Below are 14768 nucleotides of genomic sequence, written 5' to 3'. Positions count from 1 at the left end.
TTTTTAAAACTTTGAAAGATAGACTTTTTCATCATGCAACTTGATTGTGCACTTTATCAACATCCTAAACTTATTACTGTTTTTGGCGGATCTGGTTTTGTAGGACGACATGTCGTTGAAACTTTGACTAAGCGGGGGTATCGCGTTCGTATCGCTGTTCGTTGTCCACAAAAAGCTTATTACATGCTTCAAATAGGAGAAGTAGGACAAACCCAAATGCTTAAAACAGATATCAAGCATCGTGCTTCTGTTGCACGCGCATTGCTTGGAGCTGATGCAGCAGTGTTTTTGCCTGGTAGCTTAAAACAAGCAAATCAATCGAATTTTAAAAAAACACAAATTGATGGTGTTTACAATGTTGCTGAATTAACAGCAGAAACTGGTATTCCGCTAATCTATATGTCAACACTTGTGGCTAACGAGAATGCTTCATGTCTTTATGCACGTGTTAAGTTTATGGGTGAACAAATCATTCATAACAAGCATCCTCACGCAATTATTATCCGTCCATCCGTTATCTTTGGACCAGAGGACTGTTTCTTTAACACCTTGGCAGATTTGTCACGTTTTTTACCAATTATGCCTCTTTTTGGAGGTGGGCAAAGCAAATTGCAACCCGTGTATGTTGGTGATGTTGCTGAGTTTATCGCGCGCGCTTTAGATGGACAAGTTTCTTGGGGAAAAAATTATGATCTTGGTGGTCCCCAGATTATCACCTTCCAAAATACTCTTGAAAATATACTCAAAATTATTCACCGTAAAAAAACAATCCTATCCATGCCCCTTTCTGCTGGTCTATTGATTGGAGGAATTTTGGGAACAGTCGGTAAATTGCCTTTTGTACCAACACTCGTAACAGCCAATCAGATACGTTTTTTGCAAATGGATAACATTGTTTCTAAAGAAGCTATAGAGAATGGATATACTCTAGAAGGTGTGGGAATTACCCCCAGAGCAATGGCAGCATTCTTGCCAAGTTATCTTTGGCGATTTCGTCCACATGGTCAATTTTCCCAAAACCTATTCGTTTAGAATAAATTCTTCTAAAACTGAGTTAATTATTTGATTTATAATTCATCGCTCGTTGTTAGCAGTTTTAAAATCAGAGTGTTCAATAGAGTGATGTTTTTACATTTTAAATACTCTATTCAGTATCACAAAAAATGTTTAATCGTATATCTATAGTCTTTTGATAAAAATCTTTGAAAACAGAAGAAAAGCACTTCTTATAAACTGTCTTTATCCAAGAGCAGATGCAATATTGGAATCCTAAAGAACCGATTCTGAATTGCCTATTCATAAACATGATAGCCTATGGCTTTGCATTATATTATTTTGCTAAAAAGCTTAATAATGAGATTAAAGTAATACTTCCTTTTTCAACAACCGCATAAGTGAGTAGAATATGGGTATACTACTTTCGATATTATCCCATAAAAAATCGATATAAAAACTGTGAAGCAATGCACCATTTTTATTATTTAAAAGGTATTCCCTCTAGAGATTTTTAAAAGCTTTAAAGTTACGTGAAAAGGATAGAGTTTTGTTTATATAATAAGACTTATCATGAAGATCTCTTATTCTGTTAGTAACATCACTACTCAGATCCGTAAATGCATATTTGTTGCACAAATTTATGGAGATTTTAAAAGAGCTTTTTCACATAGAGAAGTCCTCTTCTTGTCTTGCATTTTTTTTTAATTTCTCCTACCGTCTTGGAAAAACTTATTTTAAAGGAATGAAGAATGGCAGCTCAAGATTTTGTTGTCAAAGATATTGCACTTGCCGCTTATGGTCGTAAAGAACTTAATATTGCTGAAACTGAAATGCCTGGTTTGATGGCTTGTCGTAAGGAGTTTTCTTCCAGCCAACCTTTGCGCGGAGCGCGTATTTCTGGCTCATTGCACATGACAATTCAAACAGCTGTTTTAATTGAAACATTAAAAGCGATTGGCGCCGATATACGGTGGAGCTCTAGCAATATTTTTTCTACGCAAGACCATGCAGCAGCAGCTATCGCCGCAACTGGCATTCCTGTATTTGCCGTTAAGGGTGAAACATTGGAAGAATATTGGACTTATATAGATGCAATCTTCCAATGGCCAGATGGTAATCCTTCCAATCTTATTTTAGATGATGGAGCTGACGCCACAAACTATATTTTAATGGGAAGTCGTGCAGAACAAAATAAAGATATTTTATCGCATCCCAAAACAGAAGAAGAAGAAATTTTTTTCAAACAAATACAAAAGCGTATGGATGCAACGCCAGGTTTTTTTACACGACAGCGTGCAGCAATTAAAGGTGTAAGCGAAGAAACCACAACAGGTGTAAACCGTCTTTATCAGTTACAAAAAGAAGGACTTCTACCTTTTCCTGCTATTAATGTTAATGATAGCGTCACTAAATCAAAGTTTGATAATAAATATGGATGTAAAGAATCATTGGTCGATGGTATTCGACGTGGAACAGACGTGATGATCGCCGGTAAAATTGCCATTGTCTGTGGTTATGGTGATGTAGGTAAAGGTTCAGCAGCATCTCTTTCTGGTGCTGGGGCTCGTGTTAAAGTAACAGAAATTGATCCTATTTGCGCTCTTCAAGCCGCTATGGATGGCTATGAAGTTGTTAATTTGGATGATGCTGCTTCCAGTGCTGATATTATCATCACGACAACAGGCAATAAAGATGTTGTTCGTTTAGACCATATGCGACAAGTAAAGGATATGTGTATTCTTGGAAATATTGGTCATTTTGATAACGAAATCCAAGTCGCTGCCCTTAGAAATTTGCCATGGACAAATATAAAACCACAAGTTGATATGATCACCTTTCCCGATGGAAAACGCATCATTTTGCTCTCTGAAGGGCGTTTGTTAAACCTCGGGAATGCGACTGGGCATCCTTCTTTTGTCATGTCAGCCTCGTTTACTAATCAAGTTTTAGCGCAAATTGAACTTTTTACCCGTGCAGAACACTATACAAATGAAGTCACTGTTTTGCCTAAACATCTTGATGAAAAAGTTGCACGTCTACATCTTGATCGGTTAGGAATAAAATTAAGTGTTTTATCAGAAGAACAAGCCGCCTATATTGGAGTCTCACCACAAGGACCTTATAAACCAAACCATTACCGTTACTAATACGTTTCCTTGGGTTAAAAAAGGGAAAGATGCCGTGCTCAGCTTTGGTGACTATAACCCCAAAGAAAAAGCTCAAAAAGAGATCCGAATCTATACGTATATATTTTGCCTTTTTTTCTTTTTTTCTCCAACATGCGCTGTTGCTCAGTCATTGGAAGGTTATTTACCATTTTTCTTCACTTTTCCAAATAGTCCATGGCTGCTTTTAGCGCTGTGTGGAGGAATTTCTTGTGCTTCACTTCTCTCGTGCATAGCTGTTACCGTGCGTGCAAAAAAAACTGCACAGAAGCCTTTGAAGATACTTCAGGCAAATTTTTCTGAAAAACTTAAATATTATGAATGGCTTCTGAAAGAAACCGAGCAATTCCTTCTTATTTGGGAAAATCCAACAACCTTACCCCGTGTTGTTGGTGCTCTTTCTGCATTGCAAAAAATAGGAATCGATCAGAAAGATTTTCAGCGTTTTGAGCTCTGGGTTGAAGAAAATTCTCTGCGAGAACTTGATTATGCATTGACTCAACTACGTTGTAAATGTCACCCTTTTGATCTTTCTATCACCACCACAAACAATGTACTGCTACAAGTTACAGGAGTCATCGCAGGAACAGTCGCTATTGCTCGTTTTCAAGATATCTCAAAACAACAGAGTGAAAATGCTCGTTTAGAGAAAGATATAGCCCGCCTTCTTACTGAACTGAGAATGCAGCGTAATCTTCTTGATCTTATTCAAGAGCCCGTATGGATAAAAGATTGTGAAGGAAAAGTTTGTTTTATCAATCGCGCCTTTAGAGAAATGACAGACTTTCCTGAAGACAGTGATGACGTGGGGGATCTTTTCAATGAAAATACACAACGCAAAACAGATGAAACAGAAACAATTTTTCAAGAACATGTTCATACGGTTATTGGTGGAGAACGGCACCGTTTTCATCTCACACGTATTACAACAGCTGAAGGAATGGCAGCTTTTGCACGTGATGACAGCGCATATGAAAATCTTGCTCATGAATTAAGATATGTTCTTCAAAGCCATTGTGAAACACTTGACCAAATTTCAACAGCTGTAGCCATTTTTGATACAAACCAAAAATTAAAATTCTGTAATCATGCTTTCAAAATTTTATGGCCGTTGGAGAGTTCTTTTTTAGAAAGTGAACCAAGCCATACATTGTTTCTTGAACGTTTACGTGAAAAGGGGCTCATTGCTGAACACCCTGATTGGCGCGCATGGAAAGAAGAACTTTTAAAAGCCTATTGGCAAACAGAATCAAACCAACAAATTTGGAATCTTCCAGATGGGCGTACGGTGCGTGTTGTCTCGAACCCTCATCCACAAGGAGGTGTCACTTGGCTGTACGAAAACCTTACAGAAAAAATTGATCTTGAGCGCCGTTATAATACACTTATTAAAATACAAGGTGAAACACTTGATAAACTTTCTGAAGGCGTGGTCGTTTTTGGTACTGATGGACGCCTTCGCTTATCGAATCCTGCCTTGTCGAAATTGTGGTCTCTTCCTTATAATTTACTGGTAGAAGGAACCCATATTACACAGTTACAAAGCCATTGTTCAGCCTTAACCTTGGGGACAGAATGGGATCAGTTTACCAAGTTCATTACCGGTTTTGCTGAAAAACGTGAAACATTTTCAGGTCGTATAGATCTTAAAAATGATATGATTATTGACTATACTCTGGTCCCTCTTCCTAATGGACAAACGATGCTTACTTTTGTGAATGTTACGGATACTGTCCATGTTGCTCGTGCTCTTCAAGAAAAAAATGAAGCATTAGAAAGTGCTGATCGTTTGCGTAATGAATTTGTCCAACATGTTTCTTATGAATTGCGCACACCTCTCACAAATATTATTGGATTTTCCGACATTTTACGTGATCAAATTTTCGGCTCTATCAATGAACGTCAACAAGAATATCTTGAACACATTCATTCAGAATCAGGAACTCTTTTAAATATTGTTAACGATATTCTTGATCTTGCTACCCTTGATGCAGGCATTATGGAGTTGGACATAAAATCGGTTAACATTGCCGATGCTATGATACAAGCAGTAGCACGCGTAGAAGATCGCCTTAATGAACGTCATATTACGCTTTTACAACAAATTTCCCCTTCCTTAAATTCTATTTCTGCTGATGAAAAACGCTTGCATCAAATTTTTGTGAATGTACTGAGCAATGCTATTAATTTTGCAACGGAGGCGAGTACTATTGAATTTTGCGTCGATGAACAAGATGATAACATTGTCTTTAGCGTTCACAATCAGGGCTCTGACATCCCAGAAGACGTCCTTGATCGTATTTTTAAACGTTTTTCTTCCCATTCACACCATGGTGGGCGTGCGGGAGCGGGTCTTGGCCTTTCCCTTGTGAAAAGTTTCGTTGAACTACACGGTGGACATGTTGAAATTCTTACCGGTTCTGGAAAAGGAACAACAGTTAAATGTTTTTTCCCACTCTCCAAAGGAGATAAGATTTTTTAATTTTAACTTTTATGATAACAAAAAATTTTCATCCATTTCATGGAACTTTTAATGAATTTTAGTTTTTTTCTTGAAAATGAAGAGGCAACAAAGCTTTTTGCACAAAATTTAGCTCTTTCTTTAAAGCCAGGAGATCTTGTAACGCTGCAAGGGGATCTTGGAACTGGAAAGTCAACCATTGCACGTACAATCATCCAAACACTTGCAAACGATAACACTATGGATGTTCCAAGCCCTACTTTTACTCTTGTGCAAAGCTATCAACTTCCAAAGTTTGAAATTATTCATGCTGATCTTTATCGCCTTTCTATGGCAGAAGAAATTGATGAATTAGGGCTTCATGAAGCTCGTGAGAAAAATATTTTACTTGTTGAATGGCCAGAAAGAAATACAGCTCTTTTAGAGCTTGCCACTTTTGCACTCACCTTACACTATAAAGAACATGGGCGTCATGTAACAGTTAAATCAGCACAACATTCCATTGAATGTTTGCAACAGTCTTTTACAATTCGTACATTTTAAAAAACATAGATATAATCATGGGCATCATCATTTTTTTAGTTGGTAATATCTCAGGATATACCTATGAAATTTGAGATGATGAACAACATAAAGAAGGCTTCATGGAGGCACCGACCATGGAAGATGAAACGAAGTGCTGACTCTTTCATATAACAATGACATAAATTGCAAAGGACAGCCGTTAATTTATAGGAATTCATCAATTTATTTTAGAGAATCTGATACCTACAATTTTGATTCTAGAGAATAGTATAAGAGAATTTTAAATTGAAGTGGTAACCCTTTAGAAGAGCATTCTATAACCTGTAGTGAATTGCTTGTTTCTTTCTGCTTAAAAATTGTGAGCTTCAGAAAAGTAATTTGCAAAGTTTTTGCTTAAAATCTCCTTTTATGTGTTGAAAGCACTATCTATCTCAATAGTCTTATCTAAGAAAAAATACCTTTATGAAATTATCATTCACCCAATATTTTTAACACGCATATAAGGAAAGAATTGCCTATATTCTTCATACAAAGTAATTTTTTATAAAAATGGTCAATTGAATCATGCATAAAAGCACGAATTCTTAAATTCATTTAAAATTTTGATTTTTATTGTCTTTTCATTATAATATAATGCAAAAAAGAATATTTTAAAAAAGTCAAAAGGAGAGACAAAACTTCTCTCCTTTATAGTGGTTATATGTGGAATTAACTAAGCCCATCTTTTATCCATTCAGAAAGACGTCCTTTAGAGGTAGCGCCAACCATATTCGATGAAATATTTCCATTTTTAAACATTAATAATGTAGGGATAGAACGTACTCCGTATTGGGTAGCCAGTTCCGGATTTTCATCAATATTTACCTTAGCAATTTTAACTTGATTTTGCATTTCTATTGAAATTTCATCCAACATTGGAGCAATCACTTTGCAAGGGCCACACCATTCTGCCCAAAAATCAACCACAACAGGGGTGGAAGAGGTTAGAACTTCACTTTCGAAATTGTCCTTATCAACTTTTATACACGTCATTGATTTATCCTTTATATTCACTTTTTATAGATTGGTATAATAACAATTCATATCAAGTTATTGCAAAGATAAATTATTAAAGGACTTTTTTACACTAGAGATTGTGCATTGTGTTTGTTTGGGCGATTTTATGAAAGTAAATAAAGTGTAAAGATGATTTTCAAGGAAAAGAGTAGCTTATAAAGCAACTTCACTAAGAAATGCCTCAAGTTTTTCTGGAGGAAGTTTAAAAATTTTGGCTTCTTTACTGTAGATAAGCAGAGCCTGGATATCTTTATCGGGATGAATAGCTTGCAATAATTTTCGATAAAGAGCCATTTGCAACCAATAATGGGAAGCAATAGCAGCTTCATTTTCTGGCGGGGTTCCTGTTTTAAAATCGGCAAAGATAATGCTGTTTTGCGTGATGTAGAGACGGTCAATTTGACCAGAGATTGCTTGTTCTTTTCCACGAATTTTCACAATACCCATTAAGGAGACCTCAGCACGTGAATGCTCAGAGAAAAGGGGCTTGAGGTAAACATGATCTAATATTTTCCAAACATGGCGAAGAGCATCTTCTCTTTGGCTTTCATCCCAATGAGAGGCTTTGATATTGAGATAGTTTCGAGCATAATCTCGACGTTTTTGTGGGGGACAATCGGGTAAGTATTGTAACAATCGGTGAACGAGATTACCATATTCAATGGAAAAAGCCCTGTTGGTATTTTTTTCTCCCAAAACAGGCGAGACGCTATGATATTTTGAATTAGAAGAAATATCGGTATCAGCCTCAATGGAAAGACTAGCAACAGAGGGTCTCAACGGTTTTGGTAGCACTGGTTCTTCTGGTATTTTATGGGAGAAAAAAGCAGGTAAAGGTGGTAAGGTTTGGCATTCAGCACAAGGGACTTTTGAGTTTATAGAAGCAGAAGAAGCAGGTGTAATGCAATAACGCAAAGCTGCAATATCTTCCGAAGAATCTTTTATAGCAAGGGCATGCGGTTCGAGGGCTTTTTTTACGAGTTGTAACCATGTATGAGATGGCGTTTTCGGGCCTTTATATCCACAAATAAACAAGCGATCTTCAGCACGTGTCATTCCTACATAAAGAAGACGCCTATATTCTTCTTCTGCACGCTCTTTTAAATATGAAATTGCTTGTTTAGAGAGTTTTGTATCAAACTTTTCATTGGGATGCCAAATAAAGGCTTGTTTTCCATTCCATTGTGCATTGTTTAAAGGAACTTTAAGCAAGTGAGGCGCATGCTGAGGATGCCAAATCGCACTACCTGGATCGACTAAAAACACAACAGCAGCCTCTAGTCCTTTTGCAGCATGAACAGTCATAATGCGAATTTCTTCATTACTTTGTTCAAATTCACGTTTAATTTCTGGTTCGCTTGCACTTAATGTTTCTAAAAAAGCTTGTAATCCTGGTAATCCTGTTTTTTGAATAGTGAGCGTATAATCCATAAAAGCATCGAGCACATCATTTGCTTCAGATCCTAAACGAGACAGAATTTTTTGTCTTCCCTTATCATTATTCAAAATATGGCTATAAAACTCGAAAACCGGTATTTTATCCACTAAAGCGCGATAATGGTTTAGCTTTTCAAAAGCATCTTTAAAAGATGCCTGCGATGATGTATGCGTAAATAAGCTTTGCCAAAGAGAGCCGGTGCGGTGTGCAGCAAGCTGATAGAGTTCCTCTTCACTAAGAGCAAAAAGTGGGCTTTTTAAAACACAAGCAAGAGAAAGATCATCTTGTGGCTGTAAAACAAAACGTGCAAGCGCCATTAAATCACGGATACTAATATGTTTGGTAAGCTGTAAACGATCAGCTCCTGCTACGGGAATATTACGGTGTTTAAGAGCACGAGAAAGAGCTGAGACAAATTGATCACGTTTACGGACCAAGATCATAATATCACTTGCACGTATTAAGCGTCCTTTTGCTGGAAGCATTTCGCCTTTTTGTAACCAGTCGGCAATCGTTTCAGCAATTTTTTCTGCTAAACGCACTTCAGGTGTATCTAAATGATTAACAGTTGTATGCCAATCTTGAGGAAAGTCACTCGTTTCTTTGGAAATGGCATCCCATATAACAACTTCACCGGGACTATGAATACGAATAGCTTCATGCACCGTTTTTGTATTTTCTGCCGAAAGTCCTTTATAGTTTTCTGGTGTTTCAAAAACAAGATCAACACTTTTAAGAACATCTGCTGTAGAGCGAAAAGAATAATGCAGTTGTATTTTTTCAAATTGCTGATTTGTTTGCTGCACTTTTTTTTGAATAATTCGTCCATTTGCAGCAAAATTTTCTGGAGCAGCGCCTTGAAAAGAATAAATAGATTGCTTTTCATCTCCAACAGCAAAAAGAGTGCGTATGTTTGTTCGTTGGCTATACCCTGAAAAAAATTCCTGTGCCAACAGTTGAATAATTTGCCATTGCTCAGGGTTGGTGTCTTGTGCTTCATCAAGTAGAATATGATCAAGTCCCTGATCAAGTTTATAGTGCACCCATTGGCTTGCACCTTTGCGCTGTAACAAATGAAGTGTACGCTCAATAAGGTCGTCAAAGTCTAAGAAACCATTGGACTTTTTTAGATTCTTATAAATTTTGAGATAAATAGCACAGAGCTGAAAAGCAGCCATATTGAGGGTGGCAACCTTTGCGCATTGATATTTTTCTAAAAAAACAGAAAGCTTGTTTTGTTTATCTTCAAGCATTTGTTGAATAAAAGGCCAAATTTCGTCTGATTTTTTACGAGATAAATTTGAAAAATTACGCGGCTCACCTTTGATTGTAAAATAAATATCAGAAATAATATTGAGAATATTTTTCTCATCATGCACCTTTTCTAATTGGGAAAGTTTTTCCACCATATCCTTAAAGCTTTGACTACCATTGATTTCACAATGCTTAAGAGCATAAAGAGGAAGGCGCGCTGTTTGTTTAATTTGTTCCAGCAGATATTGATTTGTTTCATTGGGCGCTAAGTTAAAAAGCGCGCGCAATTTTTCTTCTCCATTTTCAGATAAAAGAGAAGATAAAAAATCAGACAATTTATGTTGCTTTTCAACTGCTTCATAGAGCAATTGGTTAAAAGTATGTTCGCTAATAACTTGAAGTAACTGTTGCAAAGCAGGTTGTACATCACGACGGGCTAAAAGTTGACGACGGGATTCTTGTCGTAATTTTTTTCGACCGATATCATCGGGAAGTTCAAAATGCCCTGCAATATTGGCTTCTAACATAAATTGATGTAAGAGAGCTTCACAAAAAGCATGAATCGTTTGAATTTTTAAGCCACCAGGCGTTTCGAGAGCACGCGCGAAGAGTTGTCGTGCATAAGTTAGTTTTTGCGCATTAACAGGCTTTTTTTCAAACTGTGTTAAGGTTTCTTGCAGCTGTGCATCATCGAGCTCATTCCAACTGGAAAGCGTGCGAAAAATTCGTGATTGCATAACAGCAGCAGCAGCTCTTGTATAAGTAAGGCATAAAATACGTGCTGGAGGCGTACCGTTTAAAAGCAAACGGATAACACGTTCGCTTAAAACGTGGGTTTTTCCAGATCCAGCATTTGCAGAAACCCACACGTTTTTTTGGGGATGTGTTGCTGTTGCTTGTGCATCAAGAGCGGCTTCAGGAATAGAAAAAAACGTCATGATTACTCTTCTTTATGAAAACCACTTGACCATTCCCACAACCGAGCCAAATGGTCGTAGTCACCTTCATATCGTTTTGACATGGGGACAGCATGTGAGAGATAACCTTGTTGTGGATTTTGATAATAAGTTATGAGTGCGATAAGATTTTCCCATGCATTGTCAGCAAGATCAACAGCACTTAGATGAGTTTTTCCGTCTTTTTTCTTTAAAAGAATTGATTGGGATTTAATTTCACCTTTTTTGTTAAGAGGAATGTAAAATAAATTTGAGGGGGTAAAATCTTGAAAATCTGGGAAGCCCCCTTGTATGAGTAAAGCTGTTTCTAAAGCCAATTGCGGAAATAATAATTCACGAACTTGTTTTGATGAAGGAGGGGTTCCGGTTTTGAAATCTAGAATTTCAACCGTTTTATCTGGCAAAACATCAAGACGATCAGCACGTCCTGAAAGGGTTACTCCTGTTGTTCCTATAGGAATTTTTTGTGATACCACTTCCGAATATCGCTCTCGCAGTCCTAAACTTTGTTCCCATTGAATAAAGCGTGGAGCAAGGTTTTCAAAACTATTCCACCAAATTACTTCAATATCGGGTGGAAAATTGAATTTATCAAACTCTTTACGCCCAATAGCAAGCAGTACATTGAGTGCATTTGCAGCATTTGGATTTTTCATTTGTGTGCAAAAAGCTGCAAGAATAGCGTGATAAAGTGTTCCTCGTTCTGAAGCGCTAGGATCATGAATAAGTTCTTTAAGTGGTTTGAGCCTTAAGATTTTTTTAGCATAAATAGCATAGGGATCATATCGCAATGTTTCTATTTCAGTAACTGAAAAATGACGCGGGCGTATATCAAGAGGCGGAGCAGGGCAAGGACGTTCCACCTCAGAAGTTATGCTTGTATGATCAAGCATCTTTGCCCAATGGCGTAGTATTTCACCTCGTTCACGGATTTGTTCCCAAACCTGTTTTCCTACAACTGTTTCCATGCGTTGTAGCCAGCGTGAAGGAATGGAAGGCGTATGATTAACGCGCAATGCGCGACTCATCACCACTTTTTCCATTCCCATCGCCCATTGAAAATCATGCGCAGAAATACCAATACGCTGCTCTGGTGGTTCCAGAGTTAACATCATTTTCATCGGTCGCGATAAAAAAGCATCATTTCGGGTTGATATCGGCCATGACCCTTCATTAAGACCGCCGATGACCACTGTATCAACCGTTTGCAAACGCGATTCCAAAGTACCCCAGATGAATAAACGTGGATGTCCTCCAGGCGAAGGTGCGACGGAACGGGTTGCTATTATGGCAGAAAACATAGCGGGCCATTCACAAAGATGAAATGTTAATCCTGATTGATCACTGACCAATTCACGCAAAAAATTTGATAAGGCTTGTCCTGCTTCATGTTGATAAAGATGTGCAAGAGAATTATCCTCATTGCGACCAAAATTTTCAAAAACCTCAACAGTTGCTATTGCAGCCTCATTGATGGTGCATTCTTTCTCTTGTTTCATAAGAGATGTTAAAGGTTCAACAGCTTTTTTCAAAAGATGACAAAGGAGACGTGCTTCTTCACATTTCTGCTGATCAAGGGTGTTGACTTCAGAACTATTATGAAAGGATGTATCAATCCATTTTTCGAGAAATTGATCACACTCGCAAAGATTGATGCGCCCTGTATTCCCTCGAAGAACAAAAAGTTCAAAATTTTCTGCCATTTCCCGTAAACGATGACGGTTTTGTTGGAGTGTTGTAAGGGGATGTTTAAGAAGAGAAAGAAAAGCAATGGGATCATCAGCTTGTAACACATTTTCTAAAATAAGTCGTAAGAGAGTTACAGGCAATGTTTGTGCAAGTGGTATTCCGCCTGAATCATTTGCTTCAATTCCAAATCGCTGTAATTCCACAGCAACACGGCGTGCTAAATTACGGTCATTTGTAATAAGGGCTGCAGTTTTTTTGGGTTCTTCAATAGCTTTGCGTAAGATAACAGCTATCGCAAGAGCTTCTTCACGTTCATTTATAGCTTCAATAAATGACCAATCTGCACAAAAATTCTCATAATCATCACGGACAATTTGTACCCATTTGTCTGTTGTAGAAGCTGGTCGGAGTGCTTCTGATAAAAGAGCCATTCGTTTTTTCTTTATGCTACTCTGTTGGCCAATTTCGCAAACATGATGACGTTGACACTCCATGAGAGTTAGAAGTTTTTTTAAATGATATTGAGGATGGCTAAAAACATTTTCTGCAGGATCAAAAAAATCACAAGCTGTTTTTTCTTTATTGCTTGTGCTTAGTGCATTCCATTGTTCTTCATCCATATGAAGATCAAGACCAGGAAGAACAACAGCCCCTTTGGGCAGAGAAGATATAACCTTTAAAAGATGAGAAACTGCGGGCATAGAACCTGACACACCAGCTGCAATGATCGGTTTATCAGGCAGCATGCATCGTAAAGTCTCTGCATGCATTGTGAGTACTTGATTACGCCATTCAGCGGGATTACTTCGTTGTTTTTCTTTCAAGATTTTTGGCCAATTTTGCGTAACAATAGTCAAGAAATCGAGCGTTATTTGCCACCATTCAGCGACCATATCAGGTGCAATATTTTTAAGTTCTGACCAATCTGCTCCTTCTGCTTCAATTTCGTCCATCAAATGTGCTAAATCTTGCGCAAGCCAAATCGCATCAGCACTATGAGCCGGAATAAGTACATCTTCTGTACCAAACATGGCACGCAGATGCGCAGGCAAATTTTCACGCCATGGACGGATAAGGCGCGCTAAAAGTAAAAGACGTTCGCTTTCTCCAATAGGTGGATCGAGAGCGCTGGTATGATTTTCAACAAAAAGAAAACTGTCTTCATCGACATCTCCTAGAGCACGAATGGTTGGCAAAAATGTTGATTGTGTATCACTTCTTTCAACAAAGGCTAAACGCAAAGCGCGAGCAGCACGACGTGTCGGAACATAAATAAGGCTATCGGCAAGGGCTGTTTGAATGTCTCCACTTGAAGCGAAATTATCAATAAGGCTACCAGAAAGTAGTGCATCAACAAAGTGAGGCAAAAAAGCAGTTCCCGGAGAAATAGAAAAGACATGCGGTTTATAGGTCATATGATCTCATATTTGGGATAACAGATTTCAGCTTATTGATTATTTGTATTATTTTGACTGTATACAATATTTATACAAGGAAAAACTGAAAAGCTATGTTTATAAAGCAGATTTTTTAGTTTAGATTTAAAAAATATCGAAATAAATTATATTTCTTAAGTCATCGCGAAAAAATATATAAAATTTTTCTTATATTTTTCAACGTAGAATTGGCTACAGTTTATTCTCTAACTCAAATAGGTAATATAAAAATAAATATTAAAGTTTTAAAAGGTTCTAGAGGTACCAGTGCGCTGTAACTCTTTTAATAATAAATAAATTTACCGTATTTTTTATACAGTTCAATCTAAAAATATCCTTTACATACTCCATCACTTTCAGAAAAAAATAGATATCATGATATTGCAAAACTTAAAAAAATCAGTTTCATAAATAATATTTTAGAATCCCATAAAAAGCTTGGAAAAAAATAATAATATTTCCATATTTCACAGCGAAAACAGATTACTTTGAGGGAGAGAGTTTTGCGAAAGTTTATCGTGCAAGCCTCTATCTTGCTAGAATTACATCCCTTATGCAAAATAGAATGCCCAAAAATATCATTATGTTGCAATTTTATATGTTTGTTTTTAAAGGGACATTTTTCATTGTACTTGATCTTACCTCGTCATGTCATCCCGTAAATAATATAAATGAATAGTATAACGTAAACTTCCGTGAATGGGATGAGATACATCACACACCACCATCGTTACATCATAACGCTATAACCACCATCATCATTTTTACCCTCACCCAATATTTTGAAAGCTC

At 37.2% G+C, this 14768-nt stretch carries 8 protein-coding genes; 5 read left to right on the top strand and 3 right to left on the bottom strand.

The window, feature by feature from the left end; genetic code table 11:
* Positions 1-33: 33 nt before the first annotated feature.
* From ACFIK7_RS03125 to tsaE, 4 genes are all read left to right on the top strand, one after another.
* Complete coding sequence (locus ACFIK7_RS03125) at positions 34-1032, top strand: complex I NDUFA9 subunit family protein (protein WP_375662921.1); 999 nt, start codon at positions 34-36, stop codon at positions 1030-1032.
* A gap of 713 nt (positions 1033-1745) precedes the next feature.
* A complete protein-coding gene (gene ahcY, locus ACFIK7_RS03120) occupies positions 1746-3143 on the top strand; it encodes an adenosylhomocysteinase (RefSeq protein ID WP_375630596.1) in 1398 nt (465 codons plus the stop codon).
* A gap of 34 nt (positions 3144-3177) precedes the next feature.
* Positions 3178-5643 carry a PAS-domain containing protein gene (locus tag ACFIK7_RS03115; protein ID WP_375662920.1) on the top strand — a complete coding sequence of 822 codons (2466 nt, stop codon included), beginning with the start codon at positions 3178-3180 and terminating at the stop codon, positions 5641-5643.
* A gap of 51 nt (positions 5644-5694) precedes the next feature.
* Positions 5695-6165, top strand: a complete 471-nt coding sequence (tsaE, locus tag ACFIK7_RS03110) for a tRNA (adenosine(37)-N6)-threonylcarbamoyltransferase complex ATPase subunit type 1 TsaE (RefSeq protein ID WP_273790201.1) — start codon at positions 5695-5697, stop codon at positions 6163-6165.
* A gap of 690 nt (positions 6166-6855) precedes the next feature.
* Here tsaE and trxA read toward each other — a convergent pair.
* From trxA to addB, 3 genes are all read right to left on the bottom strand, one after another.
* Positions 6856-7179 carry a thioredoxin gene (gene trxA / locus ACFIK7_RS03105; protein WP_273790200.1) on the bottom strand — a complete coding sequence of 108 codons (324 nt, stop codon included), beginning with the start codon at positions 7177-7179 and terminating at the stop codon, positions 6856-6858.
* Between the two features lie 177 nt (positions 7180-7356).
* Positions 7357-10833, bottom strand: a complete 3477-nt coding sequence (gene addA / locus ACFIK7_RS03100; protein WP_375662919.1) for a double-strand break repair helicase AddA — start codon at positions 10831-10833, stop codon at positions 7357-7359.
* A 2-nt stretch (positions 10834-10835) separates the two neighbouring features.
* The gene (gene addB, locus ACFIK7_RS03095; RefSeq protein ID WP_375662918.1) at positions 10836-13955 is read right to left on the bottom strand and encodes a double-strand break repair protein AddB; all 3120 of its coding nucleotides are present in this window, start codon (positions 13953-13955) and stop codon (positions 10836-10838) included.
* 318 nt (positions 13956-14273) lie between these two features.
* Between addB and ACFIK7_RS03090 the strand changes: the two genes are divergently transcribed.
* Entirely contained in the window at positions 14274-14387 is a 114-nt protein-coding gene (locus ACFIK7_RS03090) for a type II toxin-antitoxin system RelE/ParE family toxin (protein WP_375630731.1), read from the top strand.
* The last annotated feature ends 381 nt before the right edge of the window (positions 14388-14768 follow it).

The sequence above is a fragment of the Bartonella sp. CL266QHHD genome, from assembly GCF_042195355.1.
In the GTDB taxonomy this organism is placed as follows: domain Bacteria; phylum Pseudomonadota; class Alphaproteobacteria; order Rhizobiales; family Rhizobiaceae; genus Bartonella.
Note: the sequence above shows the minus strand (reverse complement) of the source record. Positions and strands in the feature narration are given on the sequence as shown.

What these genes read in the sequence shown, in the direction of transcription:
- tsaE (WP_273790201.1), top strand. Translation starts at nt 5,695, where the DNA reads ATGAATTTTAGTTTTTTTCTTGAAAATGAAGAGGCAACAAAGCTTTTT.
- ahcY (WP_375630596.1), top strand. Translation starts at nt 1,746, where the DNA reads ATGGCAGCTCAAGATTTTGTTGTCAAAGATATTGCACTTGCCGCTTAT.
- addB (WP_375662918.1), bottom strand. Translation starts at nt 13,955, where the DNA reads ATGACCTATAAACCGCATGTCTTTTCTATTTCTCCGGGAACTGCTTTT.
- addA (WP_375662919.1), bottom strand. Translation starts at nt 10,833, where the DNA reads ATGACGTTTTTTTCTATTCCTGAAGCCGCTCTTGATGCACAAGCAACA.
- trxA (WP_273790200.1), bottom strand. Translation starts at nt 7,179, where the DNA reads ATGACGTGTATAAAAGTTGATAAGGACAATTTCGAAAGTGAAGTTCTA.
- ACFIK7_RS03125 (WP_375662921.1), top strand. Translation starts at nt 34, where the DNA reads ATGCAACTTGATTGTGCACTTTATCAACATCCTAAACTTATTACTGTT.